The sequence below is a fragment of the Streptosporangium sp. NPDC048886 genome (assembly GCF_055586905.1).
Window position 1 is genome coordinate 22,182 of the sequence record NZ_JBVJHH010000041.1, and the last position, 22,717, is coordinate 44,898.

A 22,717-nucleotide genomic window follows, 5' to 3' on the forward strand; every position below is an offset into this window, starting at 1 on the left:
CGGATCCGTTGTTGTGCTTCGAACTTGGCGCGTCGGCGGAGGGTCAGCTCGGGGCCGGACCGCGCCGGCGCACCAGTGGTAGGTACACCTCGTCGACGATCTCGACGAGGACGTCGTCGGGTGCGGTAGGGACCCCGTGCACGACGAACTCGTTGCGCAGCAGGACGACGGCCACGGTGGCGACCCGTGGATGGAGCGCTTCGGGGGACGCCTCACCGCGTGCGACCGCGCGCCCAGGACGGTCAACCAGGGGGCGGCCGCGGCGTCCCCGGACTGTTCTGACAGCTGCGCCAGGAGCTCCGACGCGCCGCCGGCCGCGGACAGCAACTCGCGCAGGACCGAGCCGAGCGGGGAGCTCCAGTGGCGGTTCGCCCGGCGTAACAGCTCCAGGACCTCGCCCCGCAGATCGCCGGTGTCGGGGGGCCGGACCGCCGTGGCCAGCTGCCGATAGGCGGCGACGCCGAGCGCGAGCACGCCGCCGACCTCGGCCTCGAGGTCTGGTTCTCTCCCTACCCGCTGGAGCTGACCGCCGACGAGATGCTGTCGCTGTTCGCCGACTGCGCGGTGCGCGCGGAGCGGCTCAGGCGGAAGGGAGCCGAGGTCGTGTTCGTCACCGGCGCCGAGCTCAGCCTGATGAACAAGGGATTCCTGCCCGGTGACAGCACCGACGAGCGGGTCGAGTGGCTGAGCCGGCCGCATGGCGTGCGCGAGCAGATCGGCGAGATCAGCGCCCGTGTCAACGACTTCCTCGGCAGGGCCGTGGCACTCGTCCGTGAGCACTTCGGCGGCAAGGTGACCTACGCCTCCGTGCCGCTTGAGCGCGTCGACTGGGCGCCCTTCGACATCATGTCAGTGGATCTCTACCGGTCGGCCGAGACAGCCGACCGCTTCGCCGGAGGCGTCCGAGACCTCGTCGCGCAGGGAAAGCCGGTCGCGATCACCGAGTTCGGCGCGGCCGGCTACCGGGGCGCGGGCGACAGGGGCGCCCACGGTCTGGAGATCGTCGAGTATGACAAGGAGACCCGTGCGCCTGTCCGGTTGAACGGTGAGTACGCCCGCGACGAGGCCGGTCAGGCCGCGTATCTGCGCGAGCTGCTGGAGGCGTTCGAAGCCGGAGGCGTCGACAGCGCCTTCGTGTTCACCTTCGCGCTGTACGACCACCCGCACCGCCCCGACGGCGCCCCCCGCGAGGACCTGGACCTGGCCAGCTACGGCATCGTCAAGGTCTACGAGGACCGCCTCGGGGTCACCTACCCCGACATGCCGTGGGAGCCCAAGGCCGCCTTCACCGCCCTCGCCGACCACTACCGGGAGCACTGACCACTACCGGGAGCACCGCGACAGCGGAATCCGTACGGGGTGGGCCGTGGCCCTCGTGCGCCCCGGCCGGCGATCCGCTGCCGACACGGCGGCCGGTGCGGCGGGCCGGTGTCCGGGGAGATCCGGCCGTAGCGGCCGGTCCGCCGGGCCGGGGTGCGGGCGCGGCCCGCGGGGCCTGGAGGTCACCGCAGCCCGGCCATGGAGTCGGCGACCTGGTGCTCGCGGCCGCCGCCCTCGCGACGCAGTCCTTCGATGACCCCGGCGTGGTCGGCATCGGATCTGTTCTGGCTGAGCTTGGCCTTGCCCTCGATCCTCTCGATGGTGAACTCGATGCCGACGATGGCCCGCAGCTGCCCGTCGATGTACTGCTCGGGGGCGTCGCCGACCGCCCATGGCCGGTCGCGGCGCTGTTCGTGCTGGTCGGTGAGTCGTGTGACGGCCTCCAGGAGCCAGTCGGCGTCCTGGTGGACCCGCAGGCGGCCGGTGAAGTGCACCGCGGAGTAGTTCCAGGTGGGCACGGTCCGGCCGTGCTCGGCCTTGGAGGCGTACCAGGCGGCGGAGACGTAGGCCTGGGGGCCGGTGACCACGGCGAGCGCGGGAGCGTGGGCCTGGACGGACCTCCAGTGCGGATTGGCGCGGGCCATGTGGAAGACGAGCCGGTCCCCGTCCCAGATCACCGGCAGCAGGGTGGCCAGCGGGTATCCGTCGTCCCCCACGGTGATGAGCTCGGCCGATCCGACCGAGGTGACCAGCGCGCGGACCTCGTCGAGGTCGTCCATGGCGTTGAAATGCGGGACGTACATGCGAAAACCCTATCTTCCGGTCTCGGTGGCGGGTCATCGGTCGGAGGCCGGGGCGGGGCGGTCGTGCCCGGCCCGCGGGGTGGGGGTCAGCTCAGGGCCAGCAGGCCGACGGCGAGGGCCGCGGTGCCCAGTCCGGCGAGCTGGCCGCGGTGGACGCGTTCGGACAGTACGGCGCGGGCCAGCAGGATGGTGCCCGCGGGGTACAGGGCGGTGATGACGGCGACGACGGCCAGGTCGCCGTTACGCGCGGCCAGCAGGAAGGCGAGGTTGGCCAGGGAGTCGAGCACCCCGGCGCCGGCCGACAGCGGCAGGGAGGGCCGGTCGGGGCCCAGGCGTCCGCGCAGGGCGAGGGCCGCGCCGATCGTCACGGCCGAGGAGACCGCGCGGCCGGTGATGAGCGGGGCCAGCCCGCTGTCGGCGGGAGCCTGGTCCAGGCAGATGAGCTGGACGGCGATGGCGGTGCCCGCACCGACGGCCAGGAGCAGCGCGGGCCGGGAGGGGCGGGCGGCGCGCGTGCCGGGTCCGGCGCTGACCAGGACGACCGCGGCCAGGGCCAGCGGGATGCCGGCGATGGCCGGTCCGCTCAGGTGCTCGCCCTGGGCCAGGCCGATGGCGACCGGTAGCAGCGCGGAGACCAGTGCGGTCATCGGCGACAGGATGTTCATGGGGCCGACGGCCAGGGTGCGGTAGAGCAGGGCGAAGGCCGCGGCCGAGGCCACACCCGACAGCGCGCCCCATCCGACGGCCTGCGCCGACCAGGAGGCGCCCAGGAAGGGCCACAGTGCCAGCTCAACGACGAGACTGGCGGGGGCCGCGATCATCACGGTGCGCAGGACGTGGGCCCGGCGGGCCCCCATGCCCCCCAGGAAGTCCGCACAGCCGTAGGCCAGGGAACTGCCCAGGGCCAGGACCAGCGCGAGCACGGCATACCTCCGATATCAGTGAAGCGACCAAGCGGTCCATTGGAATGACCGCAGAGGGTGTGGTGGAGCGACCGCCGCGCACGGAAGGCGGGCGGCGGGGGAGTAGGGGCAGGTCGGAAGGTGGAGTGCCGCGGCCCGGCACCGGCTCGGGGGACGGCGCGGCCGCAGGGCCTGACCGGGCCGCGCGCCGTCAGGACGCGCGGATCGGGAGCTGCTCGACCCGCACGTCCGGGGTGATGGCGCGCGGCGTCGTCGCCGGCGCCCCGTCGGCGTCGGGGCGCTCCAGCGGGTGGGGCCCCGGGCGCTCCGGCGGGGACGGCGCGTCGCCGGCGTGCCGGGTCGGCTCTCCGAGTCTCATCTCATTCCCCGCCGGGTGCCGGGCTCCGTGCCGGAGCGCCGGCCGCGCGGGTGATGGCGGGCAGGGTGACCGTCATGACCAGTTCGCACGGCCCGGTGCCGGCCCCCCGGTAGGCGTGGGGGACGTCGGCGGCGAACGCGGCGGTCGCCCCGGCCGCCAGGGTGTGCTCGGTGCCGTCGACCACCAGGACCATCTCTCCGTCGACGGCGCTGACGGTCTCCAGGACCCCGGCCGGGTGCGGGTGGCTGGGATAGGTCTCGCCCGGGTGCAGGCGCCACCGCCACACCTCCATGGGCGCCGGGCCCGGCACGGTCAGCATCAGCCGCGCCTGCCCACCGTGCTCGCCGGTCCACAGCGGGGTCACCTGCGCGGCCTCGACGATCTGCACGCTGCCGGCGGAAGATCCCTGCACCAGCGCCGACATCGGCAGGCCGAGCGCGTCGGCCAGCCGCACCAGCGTGGCCAGGTTGGGATTGCCCTGGGCCTTCTCCAGGGCCACCAGTGCGCCCTTGCTCACCTGGGCGCGCGCGCTCAGCTGCTCCAGGGACAGCCCCGCCCGCGTCCGCGCCTCCCGCACGTTGCGCGCCACCGCCTGCAGCGCCGCATCCGCCATGGTCACCGTGCCACCTCCCGTCGGTCAGTCTAATGCACTGTTCGGTCATTTCAATGTACCGTATGGTGGGGCGGAGCCGTTCCGCCCGGTTCACGGCCTCTGGCGGCGGCGGGGAGTCGCCGAGCCGCGGGCCCGCGGCGGCCGCTACCGGCACCACGGCGGTGACGACTACGGCCACAAGACCAGGACGGGCGTCACCGCCGACGGCCGGCGCAGCGTCGTGATCTCGATGTCCACGCAGTTCGGCGACGAGCGCTCACTGCGCCAGGAGAAGGCGGCCGGCGACCTGATCGACCGGGTGCTCTGCGGCGTGCGTCAGCGGCCGGGCGGCGGGCCCCGGCCGGAGCGGGCAGCCGGGGCGCGGGCCGTCCGGCGCCCCCGCGGTCACGACAGCCCCCGCAGGACGTCGCCGATGGTCGCCACGCCTTCGGCGATGTCGGCCGGCGTGCTCGCGGCGTAGCCCAGGACGAGCCCCGGCTGATCCGGCCGCTGGCGATGCCACGACAGCGGCTGCGCCTTCACCCCCCGCGCGAGCGACGCGGCGGCGAGGTCGACATCGGCGAACCCGGCCGCAAAAGTGATCATCAGGTGCAGGCCCGCCGCGGCGCCGTGCACGACTGCGCCCGGGAGGTGGCTCCTGATCGCATCGATCATCGCGTCCCGGCGGCGGCGGTGACGCCTGCGGAGGAAACGTAGCTGGCGCTCCATCTCGCCCGAACCCATCAGCTCCGCCAGGACCAGCTGCGGCAGTACGGCGTTGCCGAGATCGGCGTAGCGCTTGGCGGCCACGAGGGCGTCGTGGTATTTCGCCGGCGCGAGCATCCACCCCACTCTCAGCGCGGGGGCGAGGAGCTTGGAGACGCTCCCGGCGTAGCAGACGCGGTGGGCGAGCATCGACCGCAGGGCGGGGACGGCGGGCCGGTCGTAGCGGTGCTCGGCGTCGTAGTCGTCCTCGACGATCAGGCCGCCGTCGTCGGCCCAGCGCATCAGCTCGCGACGCCTCTCGCCACCGAGCACCACCCCGGTCGGGAACTGGTGCGCCGGTGTCAGCAGGACGGCCGGGGCACCCTGGGCGCGCAGCTCGTCGACACGGACCCCTTCGGAGTCGACCGGGATCGGCGGGGTGTCCAGCTGCCAGTTGCGCAGATGCTGGCGGGCTCCGAGCGAGCCGGGATCCTCCACCGCCACCTGGGAGATCCCGTCATGACGGAGCACCTGCGCGAGCAGTCCGAGCGCCTGGGCGACGCCGGCGACGACGAGCACCTCGCCCGGATCCACCCTGATCCCGCGGTTACGGGCCAGCCAGTTCGCGACGGCCAGACGCAGCGCGGCCGTCCCGCGGGGATCTCCGTATCCGAAGTCGGAGGGCGAGAGGCCGCCGAGCACCGAGCGTTCGGCGCGCAGCCACGCCGCCCGCGGGAAGGCGGCCAGGTCGGGCACCCCCGGCGACAGGTCGATCCGGGCCGGAGCCGCCCGCAACGAGTCGAAGACGTCCGGGCCGGGCGCGGTGGTGAACACCGCCCCCGTCGGCGGCGGACCGGCGGGCGCGGACGGCGGCACGGCCCCCGGCGCCGCCGGAGCGGCGACGACGATCGTCCCGCCCCGCCTGCGCCCGGTGACGTGCCCGTCTTCGTTCAGGCGCTGGTACGCCTCGGTGACGACGCCACGGGACACCCGTAGCTCGCCGGCCAGCACCCGGGTGGCCGGCAGCCTGCTGCCCACCGGCAGGCGGCCGTCCGATATCGCGAGCCGTAGCTGCGCGGCCAGCCAGTCGGAGCGGCCGCCGGCCGGCGCGTCGCCGATGTTCAGCTGCAGGAAGTCGGACCCGGACATTATGGACCGGTCATCTGGGCTTGTTTTGGCCCTACTCATAAGGCCATTGTGGCAGCAGGATGAGGGCGTGGACAGATTCGAAACCTTTCCCGCCCGCGGCCCGTTCCGCGGCCCGTTCCGCGGCCCGTTCTGTGGCGCGGGCACGCGGCCGCTCGCGGCCGGCTTCTACGCGGACCTCCTGACCCGGGCCCAGGCCACAGGGGCGGCGGCGGAACGGCCCTGCGGCGGCCTGCCCCACCGCGCCGGCGTGTCCGGCCCGCGCGGTTAGGAGACCCACCGTGAGCATCGCGTTCCTGGTGACCACGCTCGTCGTGGTCGCCACACCTGGCACCGGCGTCGTCTACACGCTGTCGGCCGGCCTCTCCCGAGGCCGCCGCGCAAGCGTGGTCGCCGCGCTCGGATGCACCCTCGGCATCGTTCCGCACGCGGTGGCGACGGTCACCGGTCTCGCGGCCCTGCTGCGGACGAGCGCGCCGGCGTTCCAGGTCCTGAAATATCTGGGCGTGGCCTATCTCCTCTACATGGCGTGGGCCACGCTCAAGGACAAGGGCGCAGCCGTCGTGGAGCAGGAGGCCGTCCCCCGCCCGGCGGCGAGGGTGATCCTCTCCGGCATCCTGATCAACGTCCTCAACCCGAAGCTGACCGTCTTCTTCCTCGCGTTCCTGCCGCAGTTCGTGAGCACCGGCGAGCCGAGCTCCCCGCTGCGGATGGTGGAGCTGAGCGCCGTCTTCATGCTGATCACGTTCGTCGTCTTCGCCGCCTACGGCATCTTCGCCGCCTCGGTGCGGGAGCACGTGACCGCCCGGCCCCGGGTGATGATCTGGATGGGCCGGGTCTTCGCCGGCTCCTTCGTCGCGCTCGGCGCCAGACTCGCCTTCGCCGATCAGTAGATCCAGTCCGTGACAAGGGGCTCAACCTCATGTACTTCCAGCATTCGGGTGAGATCTGGGCGGAGTATCCGGAGCTCGTCGCCGGTGTCGTCTCCGCCACGGGCATCACCGGGGAGGCTTCCGCCGGCCCTCGGATCGCCGAGTTCGGCGCCGTCGCCGGAGCGCGACTCGCCGCGGGCCCGGAGAGCGAGTTCCCCGAGATCCAGGCGTGGCGACGGGCCTTCTCCAGGATGGGCCTCAAACCCACCCAGTATCGATGTGCCTCGGAGTCGCTGCTGCGGCGCTTCAAGAAGGAGCGGGTCCTCCCGCGGATCCACCCCCTGATCGACCTGTGCAACGCGGTCTCGCTCGCATTCGCGATCCCGGTGGGCGTCTTCGACGTCACCAGGATCGCCGGGAGCCTCGAAGTCCGGCACGCGAGCGGGGAGGAGAGCTATCTGACCTTCTCGGGTGAGACGGAGAACCCCGACGCGCGCGAAGTGATCTTCGCCGACGCCGCCGGGCGGGCCCATGCCCGGCGGTGGACGAACCGGCAGAGTGGCTACTCGGCCGTCCGGGACACGACGACCACGGTCTTGATCATCGCGGAGGCGATGCACGGTTCGGCGGTCGCGGACGTCCGGGAACTCACCTCTGTGCTCGCGGACGAGCTGAACGGCATCTGGAGGGCCGTGCCGGAGAGCGCGGTGCTGAGCCGGTCCTCGCCGCGGTTCGAGTTCTCGACCGCCACGTCCTGAGCCCGGCCGGTGCCCGCGGGCCCCAGCTCCACGGAGAGACCCATGCACATGACCAGCGGAACCACCGGCGCGACCACGCGGGTCGCGTGGTCGCGCCGGTCCGGGTGCCGGCCTCGCGCCCCTTACCAGGGGGCGGAGCCGGGATCGACGCCGGTCAGGTTACAGCTGGCGGCCCACAGCCGCGCCGCGAGCTCGGTGTCGGCCAGGCGACCTCGGACGGGTTCGAGCCTGGGCGCGCCGCGGATCCCGAACACCCGGGGTCCCCAGAGCCCGCCGCCGCGGACGGACGGGTCGAGGATCGCCCGGACGGCGGGCCACGCGGCGGCCTCCTTGCCCTGGAGGAGAACGCCGGCAGGCAGGCCGCGCAGCCGTTCGCCGACGGTCCGGACACGCACCGGCGGACGCGAGGGGGTGAGGGAGTCGATCGCGCCGCCGGGGTGGGTCACCACGCTCAGTGTGGCGCCGCCGGCGGCACGCAGGCGGCGGTCGAGTTCGAGGCCGAAGAGCATCTGCGCCAGTTTCGACCGGGCGTAGGCACGCTTCGGCCGGTAGTCACGTGTGCTCTGGAGATCGTCGAGGTCCAGGTCCACGGACTTGCCCGTGAAGCTGCCGGTGGTGACGACACGGCTTCCGCGGACGGCCGAAAGCAGGGGCGCCAGCCACCAGGTCAGCGCGAAATGCCCGAGGTGGTTGGTCCCGAACATCAGCTCGTTGCCCTCCTCGGTCTCGCGACGCGGCGGCCGGTCGAGCATCACACCGGCGTTGTGGACCACCGCGTCGAGACCGTCCAGCTCCAGCGCGTCCACGGAGGCTCTGAGCGAAGACAGATCGGCGAGGTCCAGCCGGAGATGGCGCACGTGCGCGCCGGGGACGCGCGAACGGATCGAGGCCATCGCGGCTGCGGCCCTCGCCGTGTCCCGGCTGCCGAGAACGACGGTGGCCCCGGTGCGGGCGAGCTGCTCGGCGACGAAATACCCGATACCCGCGTTGCCGCCGGTGACCAGGAAGTTCTTGCCCTCGGCAGGTGGCAGTCGGCGGACGTCCCACGTCATGACTGGACCACGACTGGGGCGCGGAGGGAGGACATGGCGGGCTCCTTTGTGTTGGGGGAGTGGTCGGGACGGTTCGCGTCGGGGGAGCGGTCGGGGACGGGGCCACGCCGGCTTCCGGCGCGGCCCGGGGCGTCAGTGCTGAGATTCTTCCGGCGCCCGCCTGGGCATCAGGATCACGGCCGGGACGGTGACGGCGGTGCCGGCCAGGGCGACGATGAGGCTGATCTTCATGGCGTGGCCGAGGCCGGAGGCGGCGGACTGGAAGAAGACCGAGGTGACGGCCGCCGATCCGATTCCGGCCGCGAGCTGCTGGACCGCCGACAGTGAGCCGCTGGCGCTTCCGGCCTCGTCGGGGTCGATGTCGCCCAGGGCGACATCGAAGACCGTGCCGTAGCAGGCGCCCATCCCCAGGCCGGTAAGGAAGACGGCGGGGGCGAGGGCCGCCAGGCTGAGGTCGGTGCCGGACCCGACGACCAGGACGAGCGCCCAGCCGCAGCCGGCCAGGATGACGGACAGGCCGATGAAGATGAGGTTGCGGCCCAGCTTCTTGATCAGCGCCATGCACGCTCCCGCGGCGATGATGATGCCCAGGGTCAGCGGCAGCAGGCCCAGGGACGCCTCCCGCGCCGAGGCGCGCAGCCCTTCCTGCATGAACAGGGAGAGCACGTAGACCAGCCCGGTGGTGGCGGCGAAGACGATCAGGCCGACCAGCAGGCCGGAGCTGAAGCCGCGGTTGCGCAGCAGGGACGGCTTGAGCAGCGGGTCGGCGGCGGTGCTCTGACGGTGGGCGAAGGCGGCGAGGAACACCAGGCCGAGGAAGACCGACAGGACGGGGACGGCGGTCCAGCCGCTGGTCGAGCCTTCGACCAGCCCGAACAGCAGACCGAACATGGTGGCGGCGAGCAGCCCGGAGCCCAGCCCGTCCACGACGGCGGACGGGTCGCCGCCGTCGCGGGGGAGCAGCTTGACGGCCATGATGAGCCCGATCGCGCCGAGCACGAGGTTGATCAGGAAGATCGGCCGCCAGGACAGGCCGAACAGGTCGGCGTCGATGATGAACCCGGCCAGGATCGGGCCGCCGACCGAGGCGACCCCGAGCAGGGGACCGAACAGCCCGAACGCCTTGGTGAGCATGTCGCGGGAGAACGTCTTGGTCATGATCGCCATGCCCTGCGGGATCATCAGCGCGCCGAACGCGCCCTGCGCGCCGCGGGCGACCAGCAGAAGCGCGGGGTCGGGCGAGAGCCCCGCCACCGCCGAGGCGATCGTGAAACCGGCCATGCCGGTGAGGAACATCGTGCGCTGGCCGTACTTGTCCCCAAGCCGGCCGCCGACCACGAGCAGGACGCCCATCGCGAGCATGTAGGCCGACCCCAGCCACTTGATCAAGCCCTCGCCGCCGTGCAGCTCGGCGGTGATGGTGGGCGCGGCGACGTTGGTGACAGTGGAGTCGATCATGTCGAGGGCGTCGGCGAGCAGCACCAGCCCCAGGATCGCCCACATGCGCCGGGTGGAGGGGGCGCCCGTCGGACGGGCCGTTGTCATGGTTGCCATGGCGGCACCTCCTTACTGAAGGAACACGGTCTGTGGTCGACTCGCCCCTCCGGGCAGGACGGAGCAAATCTGAAATGACTCCGAAACTATAACCACTATAGTTCAAGACGCGTTACGGGTTCCGGATAGGATGGGAGCATGGCGACGACGATGGGGCGCCGCGAGCGCAAGAAAGCACAGACCCGTCAGGCATTGGCAGAGGCGGCATTGCGGCTGTTCTCCGCGCACGGATACGACGGGGTCACCGTGGCCCAGATCGCCGACGCGGCCGACGTCTCCATCGCCACCCTGTTCGCGCACGTGCCGGACGGCAAGGAAGCGCTGATCTTCGACGACGGCACCGAACGGCGCGACGGCCTGGTCGCCGCGGTCCGCGACCGGCCCCCCGGCCAGCCGGTGCTGGCGGCCCTGCGCCGGTTCATGTCCGGCCGGGGACCGTTCGCCACCCGACTGGCGCCCGAACTCCAGCGCAAACATGACCTGATCATGAGCACGCCCGCCCTGCGGGACTACTCACGCAAGCTCTGGACGGCCGGCGAGGGAGCCCTGGCCGGAGTGATCGCCGCCGAGAGCGGCCGCGACCCCTCCGACATGACCGTCCGCGCCCTGGCCCGCTACGTCCTGGAGGTCCCCGACCTCGCGGGCATGGAACCCGACCCCCGGGCCGCGCTGGACGCCGTCTTCGACCTCCTCGAATCCGGCTGGCCCGGACCGTCCGGGGGAGCGTGATCGGGCCCGCGCGGACGGCCGCTTCCGGGGGAGCGCGGCGCTTGCGCACGCGGTGGATCCGGGCGGTGTCCTCGCCGGTGCTATGTGGCGCCGATCAGGCGGTTCTTCCAGGCCCAGGCGGCGATCTCGACCCGGTTGCGCACCCCGAGCTTGGCCTGGATGCCGGATGTGTGGCTCTTGACGGTGCTCAGCGAGATGAACAGCTCGGCGGCGATCTCCCGGTTGGTCCGGCCTCTGGCGATGGCCCGGACGACCTCGGTCTCCCGTTCGGACAGCGGATGCGCGGGCCCGCGGCCGGCCGGCGCCCCGGCGGACGCGAGGCGGCGCAGCAGTCTCAGGGTGACCGACGGCGAGATCAGGGCGTCACCGGCACAGGCGGCCCGGACGGCCTCGACGAGCAGCCTGGGGCCGGCGTCTTTCAGGACGAAGCCGACCGCCCCGCCGCGTAGCGCGCCGTAGAGATACTCGTCGAGGTCGAAGGTGGTGACCACGATCACCCGGAGCGGGTCGGGGACGCCGGGGCCGGCCAGGGCGCGGGTGACCGCGATGCCGTCGAGGCGGGGCATCTGGATGTCCACCAGGCACACCTCCGGGCGAAGCCTCCGGGCCAGGTCGACCGCCTCGGCGCCGTCTGAAGCCTCGGCGACCACGCTGATGTCGGGCTGGTCTTCGAGGATGAGCCGCAGGCAGCCGCGGATCATCGCCTGGTCGTCGGCCAGCAGGACCCTGATGGTCATCGGCGTCCGCGCGCGGGGACGGGCAGGGTGGCGAGCACGGACCAGCCGGCCCCGGGGCGCGGGCCGGCGCGTAGCGTGCCGCCGAGAGCCTCGAGGCGTTCGCGCATCCCGGCCAGGCCGTACCCGCCGCGGTGGTGGTGCCGGGCCGGGGCCGGCGGGGCGTCGTCGACGACCTCGACGGTGACGGTGTCCCGATCCTGGTCGACGCTGACGGTGACCGAGCGGGCGTGCGGGGCGTGGCGGGAGACGTTGGTCAGCGACTCCTGGACGACCCGGTAGACGGTGCCGGCCACTTCGGGCGGCCACACCGGCTGGTCGGCGGGCAGCCGCAGGCGCACCGCGGGGCCGTGGCCGTCGAAGCGTTCGACCAGGTCGCTGAGCTGCCCGGGCATGACGGGGACCGCGTCGTCGGCCTCGCGCAGCAGGCCGACGACGCGGCGCGTCGCGGCCAGCGCGTCGGAGCCGGCGGCCTCGATGTCCGCCAGGGAGCCTTCCACCTTCTCCGGGTGCTTGCGGGCCACGAGCTGGGCGGTCTGGGCCTGGAGCACGATGCAGGTGATGTGGTGGGCGACGACGTCGTGCAGTTCCCTGGCCAGGACCAGGCGCTCGGCGCGGCGCACCCGCTCGGCGACGGCCCGGCGGCGGGCGTCGAGCAGCCGCGGCCACAACCCGATCGCGAGGGAGACGAGCCATCCCGCACAGTTCAGCACCGCCACGGCCGGGTTGGAGGAGGACACGTGGGCGGCGAGCAGGCCGCCGGCGGCCACCGCGGCCCCTCCGGCCGCGACGGCGCAGGCCGGCAGGGCCGGGAGCGCTCTGATCGCGGAGCCGGTGAGCACGGACAGGCCCAGGGCCATGGCGGGGCTGGGCTCGCCGGGCAGTTGGGCGAGCCGGGCGGCCAGGACGGCGGCCGCCGCGACGGACAGGCCCGCGAACGCCGCCCATGCCCGGCCGCGCCGGCGGATCAGAGCGATCACGCACACCACCGCCCCGGCGGCGCAGCCGAACCGCCAGTGGTCACCGCCCCAGCTGCCGGCGATCCGGGACGCCTGGAAGGCGAGCGCCGCGGCGAACACGGCGCCGAGCCCGATGTCGGCCGCGATCCGGGCCGGCCCGGCCGGCCGGGCCGGCCATCCCCGAACATTCACGCCGCTCAGGCTAGGAGATCTCCGCTCGGCGCTGAACCGGCCGAAAGTACGGTCGTGCACGGCGCAACCCGGCTTTCGACCGATACCGATACCGGGCCGGGTCCGCAGGATGAGCCCATGCCACAGGAAAACCTTCCCTCCGGTGCCGACACCCGGGGACCCGAGCAGGCGGTTCGGCGGCCGCCCGGCTCTGACCGACTGCCAGAGGCGCATCCCGCGGGACCGGCTCATCGGCCTGGCCCGCCTCCTGGCCCGCCCCAGGAGGACCGGCTCCAGGAGGACCGGCGTCCCCGCCGCCCGCGCCGGGACGACGGCCCGGCCGGTCCCGCGACGACCTCCCCCGGCCGGCCGCGCATCGCCGCGCTCGACGTGGTGCGCGGCTTCGCGCTGTGCGGGATCCTGCTGGTCAACGTCCAGCCGATAGCCAACCTCGGCAGGGTCGTCGTGCGGCATCCGGCGGCGACGGAGGGGGATGGGGCGTGGATGGGGCTGTTCGTCGAGCAGCGTTTCTTCCCGATCTTCTCCCTGCTGTTCGGCATCGGGTTCTCGCTGCTGCTGAGCTCCGTCGCCGACCGCGCCGCCCGCCCGCGGCTGCTCCTGCTGCGCCGGCTTGCGGTGCTGCTCGCGGCCGGCCTGGTGCATCACGTGCTGCTGTGGGAGGGCGACATCCTGGCCGTCTACGCCGTCGTCGGCCTGCTGGTGCTGCTGCCCTCGACCTGGCTGCCGCGGTGGGCCGTGGCCGGCCTCGCGCCCGTGCTCCTCGCGGTCCCGCTGATCGTCGGGGGCGGCTCTTTCGCGCTGGTGCCCGGGCTGTTCCTGCTGGGCTCGGCGCTGACCCGGTACGGGGTGATCGACCGGATCGAGCGCTCCACCCGGGGGCCGGCCGTGCTGGGCCTGGTCCTGGCGGCGGGGGCGGCGCCTGCCCTGTGGTGGCAGAGCGGCGACCCGGGCGGCCCCGGCTCCGCGCGCGCATTCGCCCTGGCCGGGTTGCTGCTCGCGGGGGTGTACATCTGCGCCCTGCTGGTCCTGCTCAGGACGCCGCTCCGGCCGGTGCTGCAGGCCGTCTTCGCGCCGCTGGGCCGGATGGCGCTGACCAACTACCTGACCGCCACGGTCCTCGTGCTGGCGGTCAACCAGGTCCTGAGCGGCCCGCCGCACAGTTGGTCCTTGACGACGGTGGTGCTGATCGCCGCCGCCATCCTCGCCATCCAGTGGCTGTGGTCGACCCTCTGGCTGCGCCGATACCGTCAGGGTCCCCTCGAGTGGCTCTGGCGCTGGGCCACCTGGGCCCGGCGCCCGCCCCTGCGCCGCGCCCCTGGCCGCCACACCCCCTGACCGCCGCACGCACCTGCTCGCCTCACCGCCGTTCGGGGCGGGAGGCGACGGGCGGGGTGTCCTCGGTTCCATGGAGGGGCCGGCCCGGGGCCTGGTCCGGCCGCCGGGCGAGGGTGACGCCGGCGACCAGGACGCCGAGGAAGGTCACGCCGGCGGCCAGGTAGTACGCCATGGTCAGGCCCTGGGTGAGCTCCCGCCGCAGCGCGTCGCCGTTCAGAGCGCCGGTCCCGGCGTTGGCGACGGCCACCATGAGGGCGGTGCCGACGGCCAGTCCGGTCTGGTGGGTCACCGAGGCCATCCCGGAGGCGACGCCCTGCTCGCTCGCCGCGACGCCGTTGCCGGCGGCGATCCACATCGAGGTCCAGACGATGCCCATCCCCAGACCGGCCACCATGATGCCGGGCAGCACGGCGACGAACGGGGAGTGGGGGGAGACGGCGAGGGCCAGCAGGACCATGCCGGCCGTACCGACCAGCAGGCCGGTGGACAGGGCGGCGCGCATGCCCGCCCGGGTGACCAGGCGCTCGGCGACCTTGGTGCCGACGATGTTGAGCAGCGTCAGCGGCAGGTACGCCAGCCCCGCGTGCAGGGGATCGTAGTGGAGGATGTCCTGGAGATAGACGGTGAGCAGGTAGTAATGGGCGCCGAGGCCCGCTCCGAACACCGCGGTGATCGCCATGGCCGCGACCAGGCTGGGATTGGTGAACATGCGCAGGGGCATGAGCGGGTCACGGCTACGGGACTCGATCACGGCGAACACCACGAGCAGCGCGACGCCGAGGCCGAAGGCGGTGAGGATGGGCGAGGAGGTCCAGCCCCACTCGGGGCCCTGCGCCAGGACGGAGACCAGCAGTGTGATTCCGGCGGTCGCGGTCAGCGCACCGGGCAGGTCGAAGCGGCGTTCCCGCGCGGCGCCGTCCCGGGCCGGGTCGGAGGGCAGGAGCGGAAACGCCGCCAGCAGGGCCGCGCAGGCCAGCAGCACGAAGATGTAGAAGGTCGATTCCCACCCGAGGACGTCGGTGAGCACCCCGCCGAGCAGCGCGCCCGCGGCCAGGCCGCTGCCCCCCATGGCGGCCCACACGGCGAGCGCGCGGTTGCGCTCGGGGCCCTCGGCGAAGGTGGTGTTGACCAGGGAGAGGGTGGCGGGGAACAGCAGCGCCGCGCCCAGCCCCTGTACGGCGCGCACCGCGATCAGCGGTCCCGGGCTCTCGGCGAGTCCGCCGACCAGCGATGAGACGGCGTACAGGACGAGGGCGAGGACGAACACCCGGCGCCGCCCCAGCAGGTCGGCGGCGCGCCCGCCCAGCAGCATGAAGCCGCCGAGCGTGACCGCGTACGCGCTGACCACCCACTGCAGGCTCTGGCCCGAGAAGTTCAGCTCCCGTCCGATCTCGGGCAGCGCGACGTAGACGATGTTGTAGTCGATGGCGATGATGAACTGGGCGAATGCCAGCAGGGCCAGGGTCCACCCCAAGCGGCGGGGCCGATGAGGCGCGTCCGTGGACGGCGGGGAGACAGACATGGGTTCCTCGGGCAGATCGGTGATCGTCGATGACGGGCTCGGCCCGGCGGGGGAGCCGGGCGGATGCGGTGACAGTGGTGGCGCTCCGTCACGCTGATACGGTAGAAGTTGCCATCAGTGTCAAGTTCAAGTCCCGGATCGGCATGCGAGGTGGGAAATGCGGATCGGCGAACTGGCCCGGCGCACCGGGGTGAGTGAGCGTTCGCTGCGCTACTACGAGAAGCAGGGGCTGCTGATGGCCGAGCGCACTCTCGGCGGCCACCGCGACTTCCCCGCCGGCGCGGTCGACCGGGTCATCCGCATCCAGGAGCTCTTCGCCGCGGGACTGCACAGCGCCAAGATCGCGCAGCTGCTCCCCTGCATGCGGGACGCGGACGGGGGCCCGTCCGAGATCGCCACCCCGCGGCTGGTCACCGAGCTCACCACGGAACGGGACCGCATCGACCGGATGATCACCGATCTGATCCGCTCCCGCGAGGTCCTGGACGAGGTGATCGACACGGCGTCGGACGGGGGCCGGCAGACCGCCACCCACCTTGAGGACCGGCAGCCGCGAGCGCTGTAGCCGCCGCCCGTCCGCGCGCCGCGGCGGAGGGGCGGACAGACCGCCGGACCGGTAGCCGGCGGGTCAAGGGTCTCGTCCGTGCCCGACGCTGATCCGCCGTCCTCGGCGTGGGCGGCCGGGGCGATCCAGGGAGGACTTCTAGCGGCAAAAGAGATCCATCGGATTTCCCATGAGCAAGCATCCTAAACGCCATAGATGCGTGATTAGACTTACAATTCGGTCATTTAGGAATCTTCCTCTCTTTGGAGGGTGTTCGGTACTCCGAGAAACCCCCAAAGAAGGACAAAGTAGTGTCTTTGTCGGCGACGACGCTGCGCTCCCTCCAGCACCACAACTACCGGCTCTGGGCAGGGGCCGACCTGGTCTCGGTCAGCGGCACCTGGATGCAGGTGTTGGGAGTCAACTGGTTGATCCTCTCCGCGACCGGATCGGCGACCAGTGTGGGCCTGAGTCTCGTCCTCCAGGCACTGCCCACGCTCCTGCTCGGGCTGTGGGGCGGCGCTCTGGCCGACCGGTTCCCCACCCGCCGGGTGGTGCTCGCCACGCAGGTCGCCCACGCGTTCCTGGCCGCGGTCCTCGCGCTGGTCGCGATCAGCGGTCCGACGTCGATGACACCCGTTTACGGCCTGGTGCTCGCCGGCGGTGTGGTCAGCGCGATCGGCGGCCCCGCGCTCGGCAAGTTCGGTGCCGAGGTCGTCCCCCCGGAGGATCTGCCCAACGCCCTCGCGCTCGGCTCCGTCGTCAACTCGGCGGGCCGAATCCTCGGCATGAGTCTGGCCGGCATGCTCCTGCCCCTCGCCGGTACGGGAGCCCTGTTCCTCCTCAACGCGGTGAGTTTCTCCGCCGTGATCGCTTCGGTTCTCGCGATGCGCGCCTCCGAGGTGCACCGGTCGGTGTGTGCCCAGGCGGACACGGGCGGCGTGCGCACCGGCCTCGCCTACGTGCTACGTACGCCACGGCTGCTGGTGCTGCTGGCGCTCGCGCTGGTCCTGGGCGGTCTGGGGCGTAACTATCAGGTCACCATGGCGGCCATGAGCGCCGGCCCGCTGGATGCCGGAGCGGGTGGATACGGCCTGCTGTCGACCGTCTTCGCGGTCGGCGCCGTGGTCGGAGGCGTGATCGCCGCCGGACGCCCCCGCCTGACCCTCGAACTGGCCGGAGCGGTCACTGTCGCCGCCACATTGACCGCCGCCGCAGTGCTGGCACGCCTGTCGAACCTCCGGCTGACCAGGGCCGTCATCCTGCCCGCCCAAGGACTCCTCCGCCGGGTGCCCGCCGAGCAGGTCTCCGCTCTTCGCTGAGTCCCCAGGCGGCGGGACCACTCAGCCGTGACCATCGCCGGCCTGCCGCCATGGCCCGGCCGGGATCCGCAGAACAGATCCGGCGGGCGCTTGTGCGGCATGAGCCGGATCCTCGACGTCGTCAGGGCGTGGCCAGTGGGATGATCCTGCGGTATTTGCCGCCGGGCGACTGCTGCGGTGGCTCCTCCGCGCGTTCCAGCGTGACCTCACCGACCTTGTGCTCGGCGAGCAGATGGGCGACCTTGTCGCGCATGGCCTGCCAGAGGCGGTCGGCGTCGGCGCCGGCTGCGGGCCGTAGGCGTACGCGCAGGACGGTGGGCGCGGTCTGGACGAGCTGGAACTGCTCCACGCCGGGAACGTCCAGTGCGGCACCGAAGGCCATGGGTGAGACGCCGACGTGCTCGCCGCGATCGGTGGGGAAGGTGAGCAGGTCGGCGATGCGGCCCTGCACCTGGATGGCGGGCAGCGGACTGCCGCACGGGCAGGGGTCGGGGCGGACCAGGACGCTGTCGCCGAGGTCGTAGCGCAGGATCGGCTGGACCTGGTTGGCGAGATTGCTGATCAGGACGGTGTGCGAGAGCTGTCCCGGCGGGACAGGCCGATGGTCGGCGTCGACCGGTTCCAGGACGGCCCAGTCGCCGTTGACGTGATACCAGCCGTGCGCGCAGCCGGCGCTGAGGAAGCCGCACTCGGTGGAGGCGTAGGCGGCGCGGACCTTGGCCTGGAAGGCGGTGGCGATCCGCTCCCGGGCATCCGGGGTCAGCGTCTCACCTCCCGGGATGACGACCGCCGGGCGGATGCGCAGCCGGCCCGCCTCCTGCTCGCCGGCCAGTAGCGTGAGCATGCCCGCGAAGCCGGCGAGACTGGCCGGATCGAACCGGTTGAGCTCGTCGACCAGCTCCGCCATCGGCTGGTTGATCGGGAAGACCCGCATCATCCGGCCGAGCCACGGTCTGTCCAGGGCCAGCCGGGCCGGCGCCGCGACGGTGGCGAAATGGCCGCCGGGTGCGGTGACTATGGCGGTACGGCCGGCGCGGGCGAGGGTCCGGACGACATCACGGGCCGCCAGCCCGCCGCCGGTGCGCAACCCGAGGGCGGTGTGTACGGCCAGGTTCCGCTCGTCCAGCACGAAGAGGCCGCGCAGGCCGCTGGTGCCGGTGGTGGTGACCACCAGGTATCGGTCACGGAACCGGTGCCCCACGAGGCCCGGGTCGGCCACGAACGCCTCGACCCGCCCGAGCGTCACCTGCCGATCGGTGGCCCAGTCGTCGAAGCGGGCCATCAGTGTCTTCTTGTCGGTGACCGGGAGCAGCGCCGGGTCGTCGACCCGCTCCGGCAGGTCCCGGTACAGCTCGCGGTAGTAGGGCGAGTGGGCGCGAGCGTGGGCCACCATCTCGGCCAGGCGGGCGCGCTGCCGCCGCGCGATCGCCGCGGGGCCCTCCCGCAGGGCACGCCGTGCGTCGCGGGTGAGCCGCCGGACGCTTGTTCCCTCTTGCCTTGCTTCCTCTTCCACGGTGGGTCGGTCCTCTCTCGTCTTGGTGAGCGGGATGTCGCCTTCCTCGGGCGGTGGGCGGACCGTCGGGCCCCAGGACGTCGGGGACAGATGCCTCCTCCCGTCCGGGAGCACAGGCGTCGGCGGTGCCGGAGCCGGGGCGTGCCCCCCGTCATGGGCTCTCGGTGGGCTGCCGCACCGAGAGCAGGCCGTGCAGGGCGATCTCGAGGCCGCGCCGGCTGGCCTCCCACAGCTCATCCTGCGACCGGCCGAGCCGGACGCTCGTCAGGCTCGCCTGCTGGATGGCGCCCAGCAGGGATCCGGTCATCGCCGCCGCGGTGATCGGGTCCAGCTGGTCGGGGAACGCCTTCAGCAGCTCGTCGGCGATCCGCTGCTGCAGGTCCAACAGCAGGTACAGTCCCTTCGCCTGAAGCGCCGGCGTGGTCAGCATCATCCGGGCCGTCGCGGACAGCTCCTCGGGCTCCCTGCGGGGAACCTTGGGCCGGCGGTGGGCGGCGTACTCCTGGACCATCCTCCCCAGCACCTCGCCCGGGCTCTCGTGCGGACGGCGTTCCGCGATCGCCCGGAACAGCACGTCGAAGTCCCGATCCAGGTCGACCCAGAGCACCTCGTCCTTGCTGCGGAAGTAGTTGGAGAACGTCTTGGGGTCGACATCCGCCGCTGCGGCGATCTGCGCCGCCGTGGTCTGCTCATATCCCTGTTCCTCGAACAGCCGGACGGCCGCCATGACGATCCGCTGTCGGGTCAGCCGCTTCTTCCGTTCGCGCCGAGACTCCTGCATGCCCCAAATATACGTCTAATCGAATTTTCCCGACAACCGGAATAATTCACTTACTGTAAGTCGCCGCCGGCGGGGGTGTCGGTGATGTGGCAGGAGCCGGAGGCGCGGAAGGGCTCAGCGTGCTGGGCCAGGTAGCCGGTGGGGTAGTCCGGCCTGGCGGTCAGCAGCGGCGCCAGGCCCGCGACGGCGCCGATCACCTGCAGGAGCACAACGGCGGCGAAACTCCATCCGTAAGGGCGCAGCAGCCCCGCCATGCTCTGTCCCAGCACGGGATCGGCCTCCGATGATGGTGTGGACCGCTCCCTCGCCCCGGCGAGGTCAGTGGTGGCCATCGCTCTCCCGTCTTCGTCGATCTCGTCGCGGCCAGGCCCGCGGTCGAGTCGAGGTCGGACATGGCGGCGATGATGCGGAGCACACAGACCGGCAGGCCGGACCCGTCGCCCGGCGAGGGTCCTTCGGCCCAGTAGTTTCGCTACCGCAAGTATCGATACCAACGGTAGCGCAAAAAGGTATCGTGTGGGCATGACTCGAGCGACCACATCCGCCAGACCGCCCGGTCGCCCGCGCTCCGGCGTCAACGCCGTGGTCTTCGCCGCGACGCTGAGCACGGTCCACGAGCTCGGCTACGCGCGCGCCACCGTCGAGCGCATCGCCGCCGCGGCCGGAATCGCCAAGACGACGATCTACCGTCGCTGGCCGTCGAAGGGCGCGCTGATCGTGGACTGCCTCCTCGACGCGTTCGGCCCGGCGCCGCTGGAGGGCGCCACTCGGGCCGAGCTCATGTCCTCGGCCATCCACTGGGTCGCGGCGAAGATCGGCGAGCCCGGGGTGGGCGACGCGTTCGCGGGCGTGTTCAGTGACGCCGTCAGCGATCCGGCCCTGCGCGAGATCCTGTCCGCGCGGTTACAGGACCCCTACCGGCTCGCGCTCCAGGCCGCGCTCGACGAGCCGGAGAAGCGGGTCCTGTTCTACATCGACGTCGTCGTCGGAACCCTGCTCCACCGGATGGGCATGACCGGCGAGCCGATGGCCGACGCCGACGTCGCCGCACTGGTCGAGATGGTTCTGCTGCACTTCGCCGAGGGTGCCGGTCCGACCTAGAGCTGGTTCTGCCGCGCTCCGCCGAAGGAGCGGATGCTCATCTGGCGGCCGGCAGGTGTTCGGCGGGGGCGAGGTCGGCTTGGACACGCCGGCCCCCTCATTCATCGCTGTATGACGATGACGGCCCGCTCTGGCGATTTCGCGGGAGATGGCCGGGGCCTGGCCGTCAGCGCGCGTGAGGAACGGGCCGGCGCAGGTGGGCGGTGATCCAGGTGAACGGCTGCACCGCTCCGCCGGGAGTGTGGTGGTGTTCGGTGCGGGTGCCGGTGACGGTGAAGGCGTCGCCGAGTTCGGCGGTCAGGTCCGTGGCCGAGTAGCGGGCCACGGGCAGGCCAGAGCAGTGGGTCGGGCCGTCGGGGGCGAAGGTCGCCAGGATGAGCCGGCCGTCGGGCTCCAGCGCCCGCCGGGCGACGGCCAGATAGGCGGCGCGCTCGGCCGGGCGGGTCAGGAAGTGGAAGACGGCCCGGTCGTGCCAGATGCGGTAACGGCGCTCGGGCCGCCAGGTGAGCAGGTCGGCGTGGATGAAGGCCACGGCGGCGCCCGGGTTCTGGCGCCGGGAGATCTCCAATGCCTCCTCCGACAGATCGAGCACGGTCAGGTCGGCGAATCCGCGTTCGGCCAGGCGGGCGGCCAGCAGGGACGCGCCGCCGCCGACGTCGATCACCGCGGCCGAGGTGTCGCCGCCGGCGGCCTCGTGAACGAGGGCGATCGACAGGGCGGGGTCGGCCTGGAACCAGCTGACCTGGCGGGCCCCCCGCTGCCGGTAGACGTCTTCCCAGTGCCCGCGCGCGGTGGGGGCGCGGTCATTTGTCTGGTGCATGCGGATTCCTCTCTGGTGGCCTGGTGGCCTGGTGACGGCGCCGGTCAGGGGGGCGGAGCCGGCACCGCTTCTTCTACACTATTCTAAAGAGTATTGGAGGTTGGAGTGGAGTCGACGTCGCCGAAGACGGCACTGCTGGAGGAGTTCGCGCGGGTGGCCAAGGCGCTGGCGGCGCCGTCCCGGCTGGAGCTGCTGGACCTGCTGGCCCAGGGCGAGCGCGGGGTGGAGGAGCTGGCCGAGGCCGCCGGGATGCGGCTGAGCAACACCTCCGCCCAGCTCAAGGCCCTGGCCGCGGCCGGGCTCGTCACCTGGCGCAAGAGCGGCACCCGGGTGATCTACCGGCTCGCTGACCCACGCGTCGCCCTCCTGGTCGAACAGGTCAAGCGCCTGGCCCATGATCTGCTGCCCGGGGCGCGGCAGGCGGCCGACGCCTGGCTGGGCGACGCCGCCGCCCTGCGGCCGGTCGGCCGTGATGAGCTGGCCCGCCGCCTGGCCGACGGCCAAACGGTCGTCGTGGACGTGCGGCCCGCCACCGAGTACGCCGCCGGCCACATCTCCGGCGCCCTGGGCATCCCCTTGGACCAGCTGCCCGCGCGGCTGGCCGAGTTGCCCGAGGACGTCGAGGTGGTGGCCTACTGCCGGGGCCGCTACTGCGCCATGTCGCTGCAGGCCGTGCGTCTGCTGCGCGAGCGCGGCCGCCGGGCCCGGCCACTGGACGGCGGGCTGGCCGAATGGCGCACCGACGGCCTGCCGGTGGCCGCCGCATGACCACCGCCGACGCCCCGGTCGTCATCGACGGCGAGGGCCGCTCCTGCGTGCGACTGCTGCTGCAGCTGCGCGAGCGCATCACCGACTTGCCCGCCGGGGCGGTGATCCACCTGATCGCCTCCGACCCGGCCGCGCCGATCGACCTGCCCGCCTGGTGCCACCTGACCGGCCACGCCTACCTCGGCCCGATCGGCGCGTACGCGCCCCACGCCGCCTACGGCATCGCCGTGGCCGCCCGCGCCCGTCCCACCACCGCCCACCAGCCCTGGCGCCGCACCTGAAGATCTCTTGCCCGCACCCGGCGGCGGGGCCGT

Annotated in this window: 27 protein-coding genes and 1 pseudogene; 12 read left to right on the forward strand and 16 right to left on the reverse strand. The window is 72.7% G+C overall.

The window, feature by feature from the left end:
* Positions 1-43: 43 nt before the first annotated feature.
* On the reverse strand, positions 44-175 hold the full coding sequence (locus ACZ6R6_RS37960; protein ID WP_470101843.1) for a YLP-box putative sorting motif-containing protein: 132 nt from the start codon (positions 173-175) through the stop codon (positions 44-46).
* Positions 176-294: 119 nt separating this feature from the next.
* Positions 295-474 (reverse strand): annotated as a pseudogene (locus tag ACZ6R6_RS37965) (TetR family transcriptional regulator C-terminal domain-containing protein); the annotation flags it as partial.
* A 63-nt stretch (positions 475-537) separates the two neighbouring features.
* Here ACZ6R6_RS37965 and ACZ6R6_RS37970 point away from each other — a divergent pair.
* The gene (locus ACZ6R6_RS37970; RefSeq protein WP_470101751.1) at positions 538-1,320 is read left to right on the forward strand and encodes a hypothetical protein; all 783 of its coding nucleotides are present in this window, start codon (positions 538-540) and stop codon (positions 1,318-1,320) included.
* Positions 1,321-1,502: 182 nt separating this feature from the next.
* Here the strand turns inward: ACZ6R6_RS37970 and ACZ6R6_RS37975 are convergent, their stop codons facing one another.
* The 4 genes from ACZ6R6_RS37975 to ACZ6R6_RS37990 form a co-directional block, all read right to left on the reverse strand.
* Positions 1,503-2,123: an FMN-binding negative transcriptional regulator gene (locus tag ACZ6R6_RS37975; RefSeq protein WP_470101753.1), complete on the reverse strand. Its 621-nt coding sequence runs from the start codon at positions 2,121-2,123 to the stop codon at positions 1,503-1,505.
* An 86-nt stretch (positions 2,124-2,209) separates the two neighbouring features.
* Positions 2,210-3,046, reverse strand: a complete 837-nt coding sequence (locus ACZ6R6_RS37980) for an EamA family transporter (RefSeq protein WP_470101755.1) — start codon at positions 3,044-3,046, stop codon at positions 2,210-2,212.
* Positions 3,047-3,236: 190 nt separating this feature from the next.
* Complete coding sequence (locus ACZ6R6_RS37985; protein ID WP_470101756.1) at positions 3,237-3,404, reverse strand: hypothetical protein; 168 nt, start codon at positions 3,402-3,404, stop codon at positions 3,237-3,239.
* A gap of 1 nt (position 3,405) precedes the next feature.
* The gene (locus tag ACZ6R6_RS37990; protein ID WP_470101840.1) at positions 3,406-4,017 is read right to left on the reverse strand and encodes a helix-turn-helix domain-containing protein; all 612 of its coding nucleotides are present in this window, start codon (positions 4,015-4,017) and stop codon (positions 3,406-3,408) included.
* A 7-nt stretch (positions 4,018-4,024) separates the two neighbouring features.
* Here ACZ6R6_RS37990 and ACZ6R6_RS37995 point away from each other — a divergent pair, with 7 nt between their 5' ends.
* Entirely contained in the window at positions 4,025-4,477 is a 453-nt protein-coding gene (locus tag ACZ6R6_RS37995; RefSeq protein ID WP_470101758.1) for a hypothetical protein, read from the forward strand.
* Here the strand turns inward: ACZ6R6_RS37995 and pdxR are convergent.
* Entirely contained in the window at positions 4,402-5,850 is a 1,449-nt protein-coding gene (gene pdxR / locus ACZ6R6_RS38000; RefSeq protein ID WP_470101760.1) for a MocR-like pyridoxine biosynthesis transcription factor PdxR, read from the reverse strand. The genes ACZ6R6_RS37995 and pdxR overlap by 76 nt on opposite strands.
* Before the next feature lie 67 nt (positions 5,851-5,917).
* On the opposite strand from pdxR, the gene ACZ6R6_RS38005 reads away from it, so the two are divergent.
* Genes ACZ6R6_RS38005 through ACZ6R6_RS38015 form a run of 3 tightly spaced genes read left to right on the forward strand, consistent with a single transcriptional unit; the run spans position 5,918 to position 7,477 of the window.
* A complete protein-coding gene (locus ACZ6R6_RS38005; protein WP_470101762.1) occupies positions 5,918-6,118 on the forward strand; it encodes a hypothetical protein in 201 nt (66 codons plus the stop codon).
* 10 nt (positions 6,119-6,128) lie between these two features.
* On the forward strand, positions 6,129-6,740 hold the full coding sequence (locus tag ACZ6R6_RS38010; protein WP_470101764.1) for a LysE family translocator: 612 nt from the start codon (positions 6,129-6,131) through the stop codon (positions 6,738-6,740).
* 29 nt (positions 6,741-6,769) lie between these two features.
* Positions 6,770-7,477, forward strand: a complete 708-nt coding sequence (locus ACZ6R6_RS38015) for a B3/B4 domain-containing protein (protein ID WP_470101766.1) — start codon at positions 6,770-6,772, stop codon at positions 7,475-7,477.
* Between the two features lie 122 nt (positions 7,478-7,599).
* Here ACZ6R6_RS38015 and ACZ6R6_RS38020 read toward each other — a convergent pair whose 3' ends face one another.
* Positions 7,600-8,529, reverse strand: coding sequence for an SDR family NAD(P)-dependent oxidoreductase (locus tag ACZ6R6_RS38020; protein ID WP_470101768.1), 930 nt, complete (start codon positions 8,527-8,529; stop codon positions 7,600-7,602).
* 132 nt (positions 8,530-8,661) lie between these two features.
* Complete coding sequence (locus ACZ6R6_RS38025) at positions 8,662-10,083, reverse strand: MFS transporter (protein ID WP_470101769.1); 1,422 nt, start codon at positions 10,081-10,083, stop codon at positions 8,662-8,664.
* Between the two features lie 138 nt (positions 10,084-10,221).
* Between ACZ6R6_RS38025 and ACZ6R6_RS38030 the strand changes: the two genes are divergently transcribed.
* On the forward strand, positions 10,222-10,812 hold the full coding sequence (locus tag ACZ6R6_RS38030; protein WP_470101772.1) for a TetR/AcrR family transcriptional regulator: 591 nt from the start codon (positions 10,222-10,224) through the stop codon (positions 10,810-10,812).
* 80 nt (positions 10,813-10,892) lie between these two features.
* Here the strand turns inward: ACZ6R6_RS38030 and ACZ6R6_RS38035 are convergent, their stop codons facing one another.
* Positions 10,893-11,549 carry a response regulator gene (locus tag ACZ6R6_RS38035; RefSeq protein WP_470101773.1) on the reverse strand — a complete coding sequence of 219 codons (657 nt, stop codon included), beginning with the start codon at positions 11,547-11,549 and terminating at the stop codon, positions 10,893-10,895.
* Positions 11,546-12,697, reverse strand: coding sequence for a sensor histidine kinase (locus ACZ6R6_RS38040; protein ID WP_470101775.1), 1,152 nt, complete (start codon positions 12,695-12,697; stop codon positions 11,546-11,548). Before ACZ6R6_RS38040 ends, ACZ6R6_RS38035 begins: the two co-directional genes overlap by 4 nt.
* A 117-nt stretch (positions 12,698-12,814) precedes the next feature.
* Here ACZ6R6_RS38040 and ACZ6R6_RS38045 point away from each other — a divergent pair, with 117 nt between their 5' ends.
* Positions 12,815-14,032, forward strand: a complete 1,218-nt coding sequence (locus tag ACZ6R6_RS38045) for a DUF418 domain-containing protein (RefSeq protein WP_470101777.1) — start codon at positions 12,815-12,817, stop codon at positions 14,030-14,032.
* Between the two features lie 22 nt (positions 14,033-14,054).
* Here ACZ6R6_RS38045 and ACZ6R6_RS38050 read toward each other — a convergent pair whose 3' ends face one another.
* Positions 14,055-15,506 (reverse strand): MFS transporter, encoded by a 1,452-nt coding sequence (locus ACZ6R6_RS38050; protein ID WP_470101779.1) that lies wholly within the window; start codon positions 15,504-15,506, stop codon positions 14,055-14,057.
* A 205-nt stretch (positions 15,507-15,711) separates the two neighbouring features.
* Between ACZ6R6_RS38050 and ACZ6R6_RS38055 the strand changes: the two genes are divergently transcribed.
* Positions 15,712-16,119 carry a MerR family transcriptional regulator gene (locus ACZ6R6_RS38055; protein WP_470101781.1) on the forward strand — a complete coding sequence of 136 codons (408 nt, stop codon included), beginning with the start codon at positions 15,712-15,714 and terminating at the stop codon, positions 16,117-16,119.
* 290 nt (positions 16,120-16,409) lie between these two features.
* Positions 16,410-17,420, forward strand: a complete 1,011-nt coding sequence (locus tag ACZ6R6_RS38060) for an MFS transporter (protein WP_470101783.1) — start codon at positions 16,410-16,412, stop codon at positions 17,418-17,420.
* Between the two features lie 121 nt (positions 17,421-17,541).
* On the opposite strand, the gene ACZ6R6_RS38065 is transcribed toward ACZ6R6_RS38060, so the two are convergent.
* From ACZ6R6_RS38065 to ACZ6R6_RS38075, 3 genes are all read right to left on the reverse strand, one after another.
* Positions 17,542-18,933 (reverse strand): hypothetical protein, encoded by a 1,392-nt coding sequence (locus ACZ6R6_RS38065; protein WP_470101785.1) that lies wholly within the window; start codon positions 18,931-18,933, stop codon positions 17,542-17,544.
* A gap of 151 nt (positions 18,934-19,084) precedes the next feature.
* Positions 19,085-19,714 carry a TetR/AcrR family transcriptional regulator gene (locus ACZ6R6_RS38070; protein ID WP_470101787.1) on the reverse strand — a complete coding sequence of 210 codons (630 nt, stop codon included), beginning with the start codon at positions 19,712-19,714 and terminating at the stop codon, positions 19,085-19,087.
* A 50-nt stretch (positions 19,715-19,764) separates the two neighbouring features.
* Positions 19,765-20,046: a hypothetical protein gene (locus tag ACZ6R6_RS38075; protein ID WP_470101789.1), complete on the reverse strand. Its 282-nt coding sequence runs from the start codon at positions 20,044-20,046 to the stop codon at positions 19,765-19,767.
* A gap of 190 nt (positions 20,047-20,236) precedes the next feature.
* Between ACZ6R6_RS38075 and ACZ6R6_RS38080 the strand changes: the two genes are divergently transcribed.
* Complete coding sequence (locus ACZ6R6_RS38080) at positions 20,237-20,815, forward strand: TetR/AcrR family transcriptional regulator (protein WP_470101790.1); 579 nt, start codon at positions 20,237-20,239, stop codon at positions 20,813-20,815.
* Positions 20,816-20,981: 166 nt separating this feature from the next.
* On the opposite strand, the gene ACZ6R6_RS38085 is transcribed toward ACZ6R6_RS38080, so the two are convergent.
* Positions 20,982-21,635, reverse strand: a complete 654-nt coding sequence (locus tag ACZ6R6_RS38085; RefSeq protein ID WP_470101792.1) for a class I SAM-dependent methyltransferase — start codon at positions 21,633-21,635, stop codon at positions 20,982-20,984.
* Positions 21,636-21,740: 105 nt separating this feature from the next.
* On the opposite strand from ACZ6R6_RS38085, the gene ACZ6R6_RS38090 reads away from it, so the two are divergent.
* Both ACZ6R6_RS38090 and ACZ6R6_RS38095 read left to right on the forward strand, forming a co-directional pair.
* Positions 21,741-22,403: an ArsR/SmtB family transcription factor gene (locus ACZ6R6_RS38090; RefSeq protein ID WP_470101794.1), complete on the forward strand. Its 663-nt coding sequence runs from the start codon at positions 21,741-21,743 to the stop codon at positions 22,401-22,403.
* The gene (locus tag ACZ6R6_RS38095; protein WP_470101796.1) at positions 22,400-22,684 is read left to right on the forward strand and encodes a sulfurtransferase TusA family protein; all 285 of its coding nucleotides are present in this window, start codon (positions 22,400-22,402) and stop codon (positions 22,682-22,684) included. Before ACZ6R6_RS38090 ends, ACZ6R6_RS38095 begins: the two co-directional genes overlap by 4 nt.
* The last annotated feature ends 33 nt before the right edge of the window (positions 22,685-22,717 follow it).

What these genes read in the sequence shown, in the direction of transcription:
- ACZ6R6_RS37970 (WP_470101751.1), top strand. Translation starts at nt 538, where the DNA reads ATGCTGTCGCTGTTCGCCGACTGCGCGGTGCGCGCGGAGCGGCTCAGG.
- ACZ6R6_RS37975 (WP_470101753.1), bottom strand. Translation starts at nt 2,123, where the DNA reads ATGTACGTCCCGCATTTCAACGCCATGGACGACCTCGACGAGGTCCGC.
- ACZ6R6_RS37985 (WP_470101756.1), bottom strand. Translation starts at nt 3,404, where the DNA reads ATGAGACTCGGAGAGCCGACCCGGCACGCCGGCGACGCGCCGTCCCCG.
- ACZ6R6_RS37990 (WP_470101840.1), bottom strand. Translation starts at nt 4,017, where the DNA reads ATGGCGGATGCGGCGCTGCAGGCGGTGGCGCGCAACGTGCGGGAGGCG.
- pdxR (WP_470101760.1), bottom strand. Translation starts at nt 5,850, where the DNA reads ATGTCCGGGTCCGACTTCCTGCAGCTGAACATCGGCGACGCGCCGGCC.
- ACZ6R6_RS38015 (WP_470101766.1), top strand. Translation starts at nt 6,770, where the DNA reads ATGTACTTCCAGCATTCGGGTGAGATCTGGGCGGAGTATCCGGAGCTC.
- ACZ6R6_RS38020 (WP_470101768.1), bottom strand. Translation starts at nt 8,529, where the DNA reads ATGACGTGGGACGTCCGCCGACTGCCACCTGCCGAGGGCAAGAACTTC.
- ACZ6R6_RS38025 (WP_470101769.1), bottom strand. Translation starts at nt 10,083, where the DNA reads ATGGCAACCATGACAACGGCCCGTCCGACGGGCGCCCCCTCCACCCGG.
- ACZ6R6_RS38030 (WP_470101772.1), top strand. Translation starts at nt 10,222, where the DNA reads ATGGCGACGACGATGGGGCGCCGCGAGCGCAAGAAAGCACAGACCCGT.
- ACZ6R6_RS38035 (WP_470101773.1), bottom strand. Translation starts at nt 11,549, where the DNA reads ATGACCATCAGGGTCCTGCTGGCCGACGACCAGGCGATGATCCGCGGC.
- ACZ6R6_RS38045 (WP_470101777.1), top strand. Translation starts at nt 12,815, where the DNA reads ATGCCACAGGAAAACCTTCCCTCCGGTGCCGACACCCGGGGACCCGAG.
- ACZ6R6_RS38055 (WP_470101781.1), top strand. Translation starts at nt 15,712, where the DNA reads ATGCGGATCGGCGAACTGGCCCGGCGCACCGGGGTGAGTGAGCGTTCG.
- ACZ6R6_RS38070 (WP_470101787.1), bottom strand. Translation starts at nt 19,714, where the DNA reads ATGCAGGAGTCTCGGCGCGAACGGAAGAAGCGGCTGACCCGACAGCGG.
- ACZ6R6_RS38075 (WP_470101789.1), bottom strand. Translation starts at nt 20,046, where the DNA reads ATGGCCACCACTGACCTCGCCGGGGCGAGGGAGCGGTCCACACCATCA.
- ACZ6R6_RS38080 (WP_470101790.1), top strand. Translation starts at nt 20,237, where the DNA reads ATGACTCGAGCGACCACATCCGCCAGACCGCCCGGTCGCCCGCGCTCC.
- ACZ6R6_RS38085 (WP_470101792.1), bottom strand. Translation starts at nt 21,635, where the DNA reads ATGCACCAGACAAATGACCGCGCCCCCACCGCGCGCGGGCACTGGGAA.
- ACZ6R6_RS38095 (WP_470101796.1), top strand. Translation starts at nt 22,400, where the DNA reads ATGACCACCGCCGACGCCCCGGTCGTCATCGACGGCGAGGGCCGCTCC.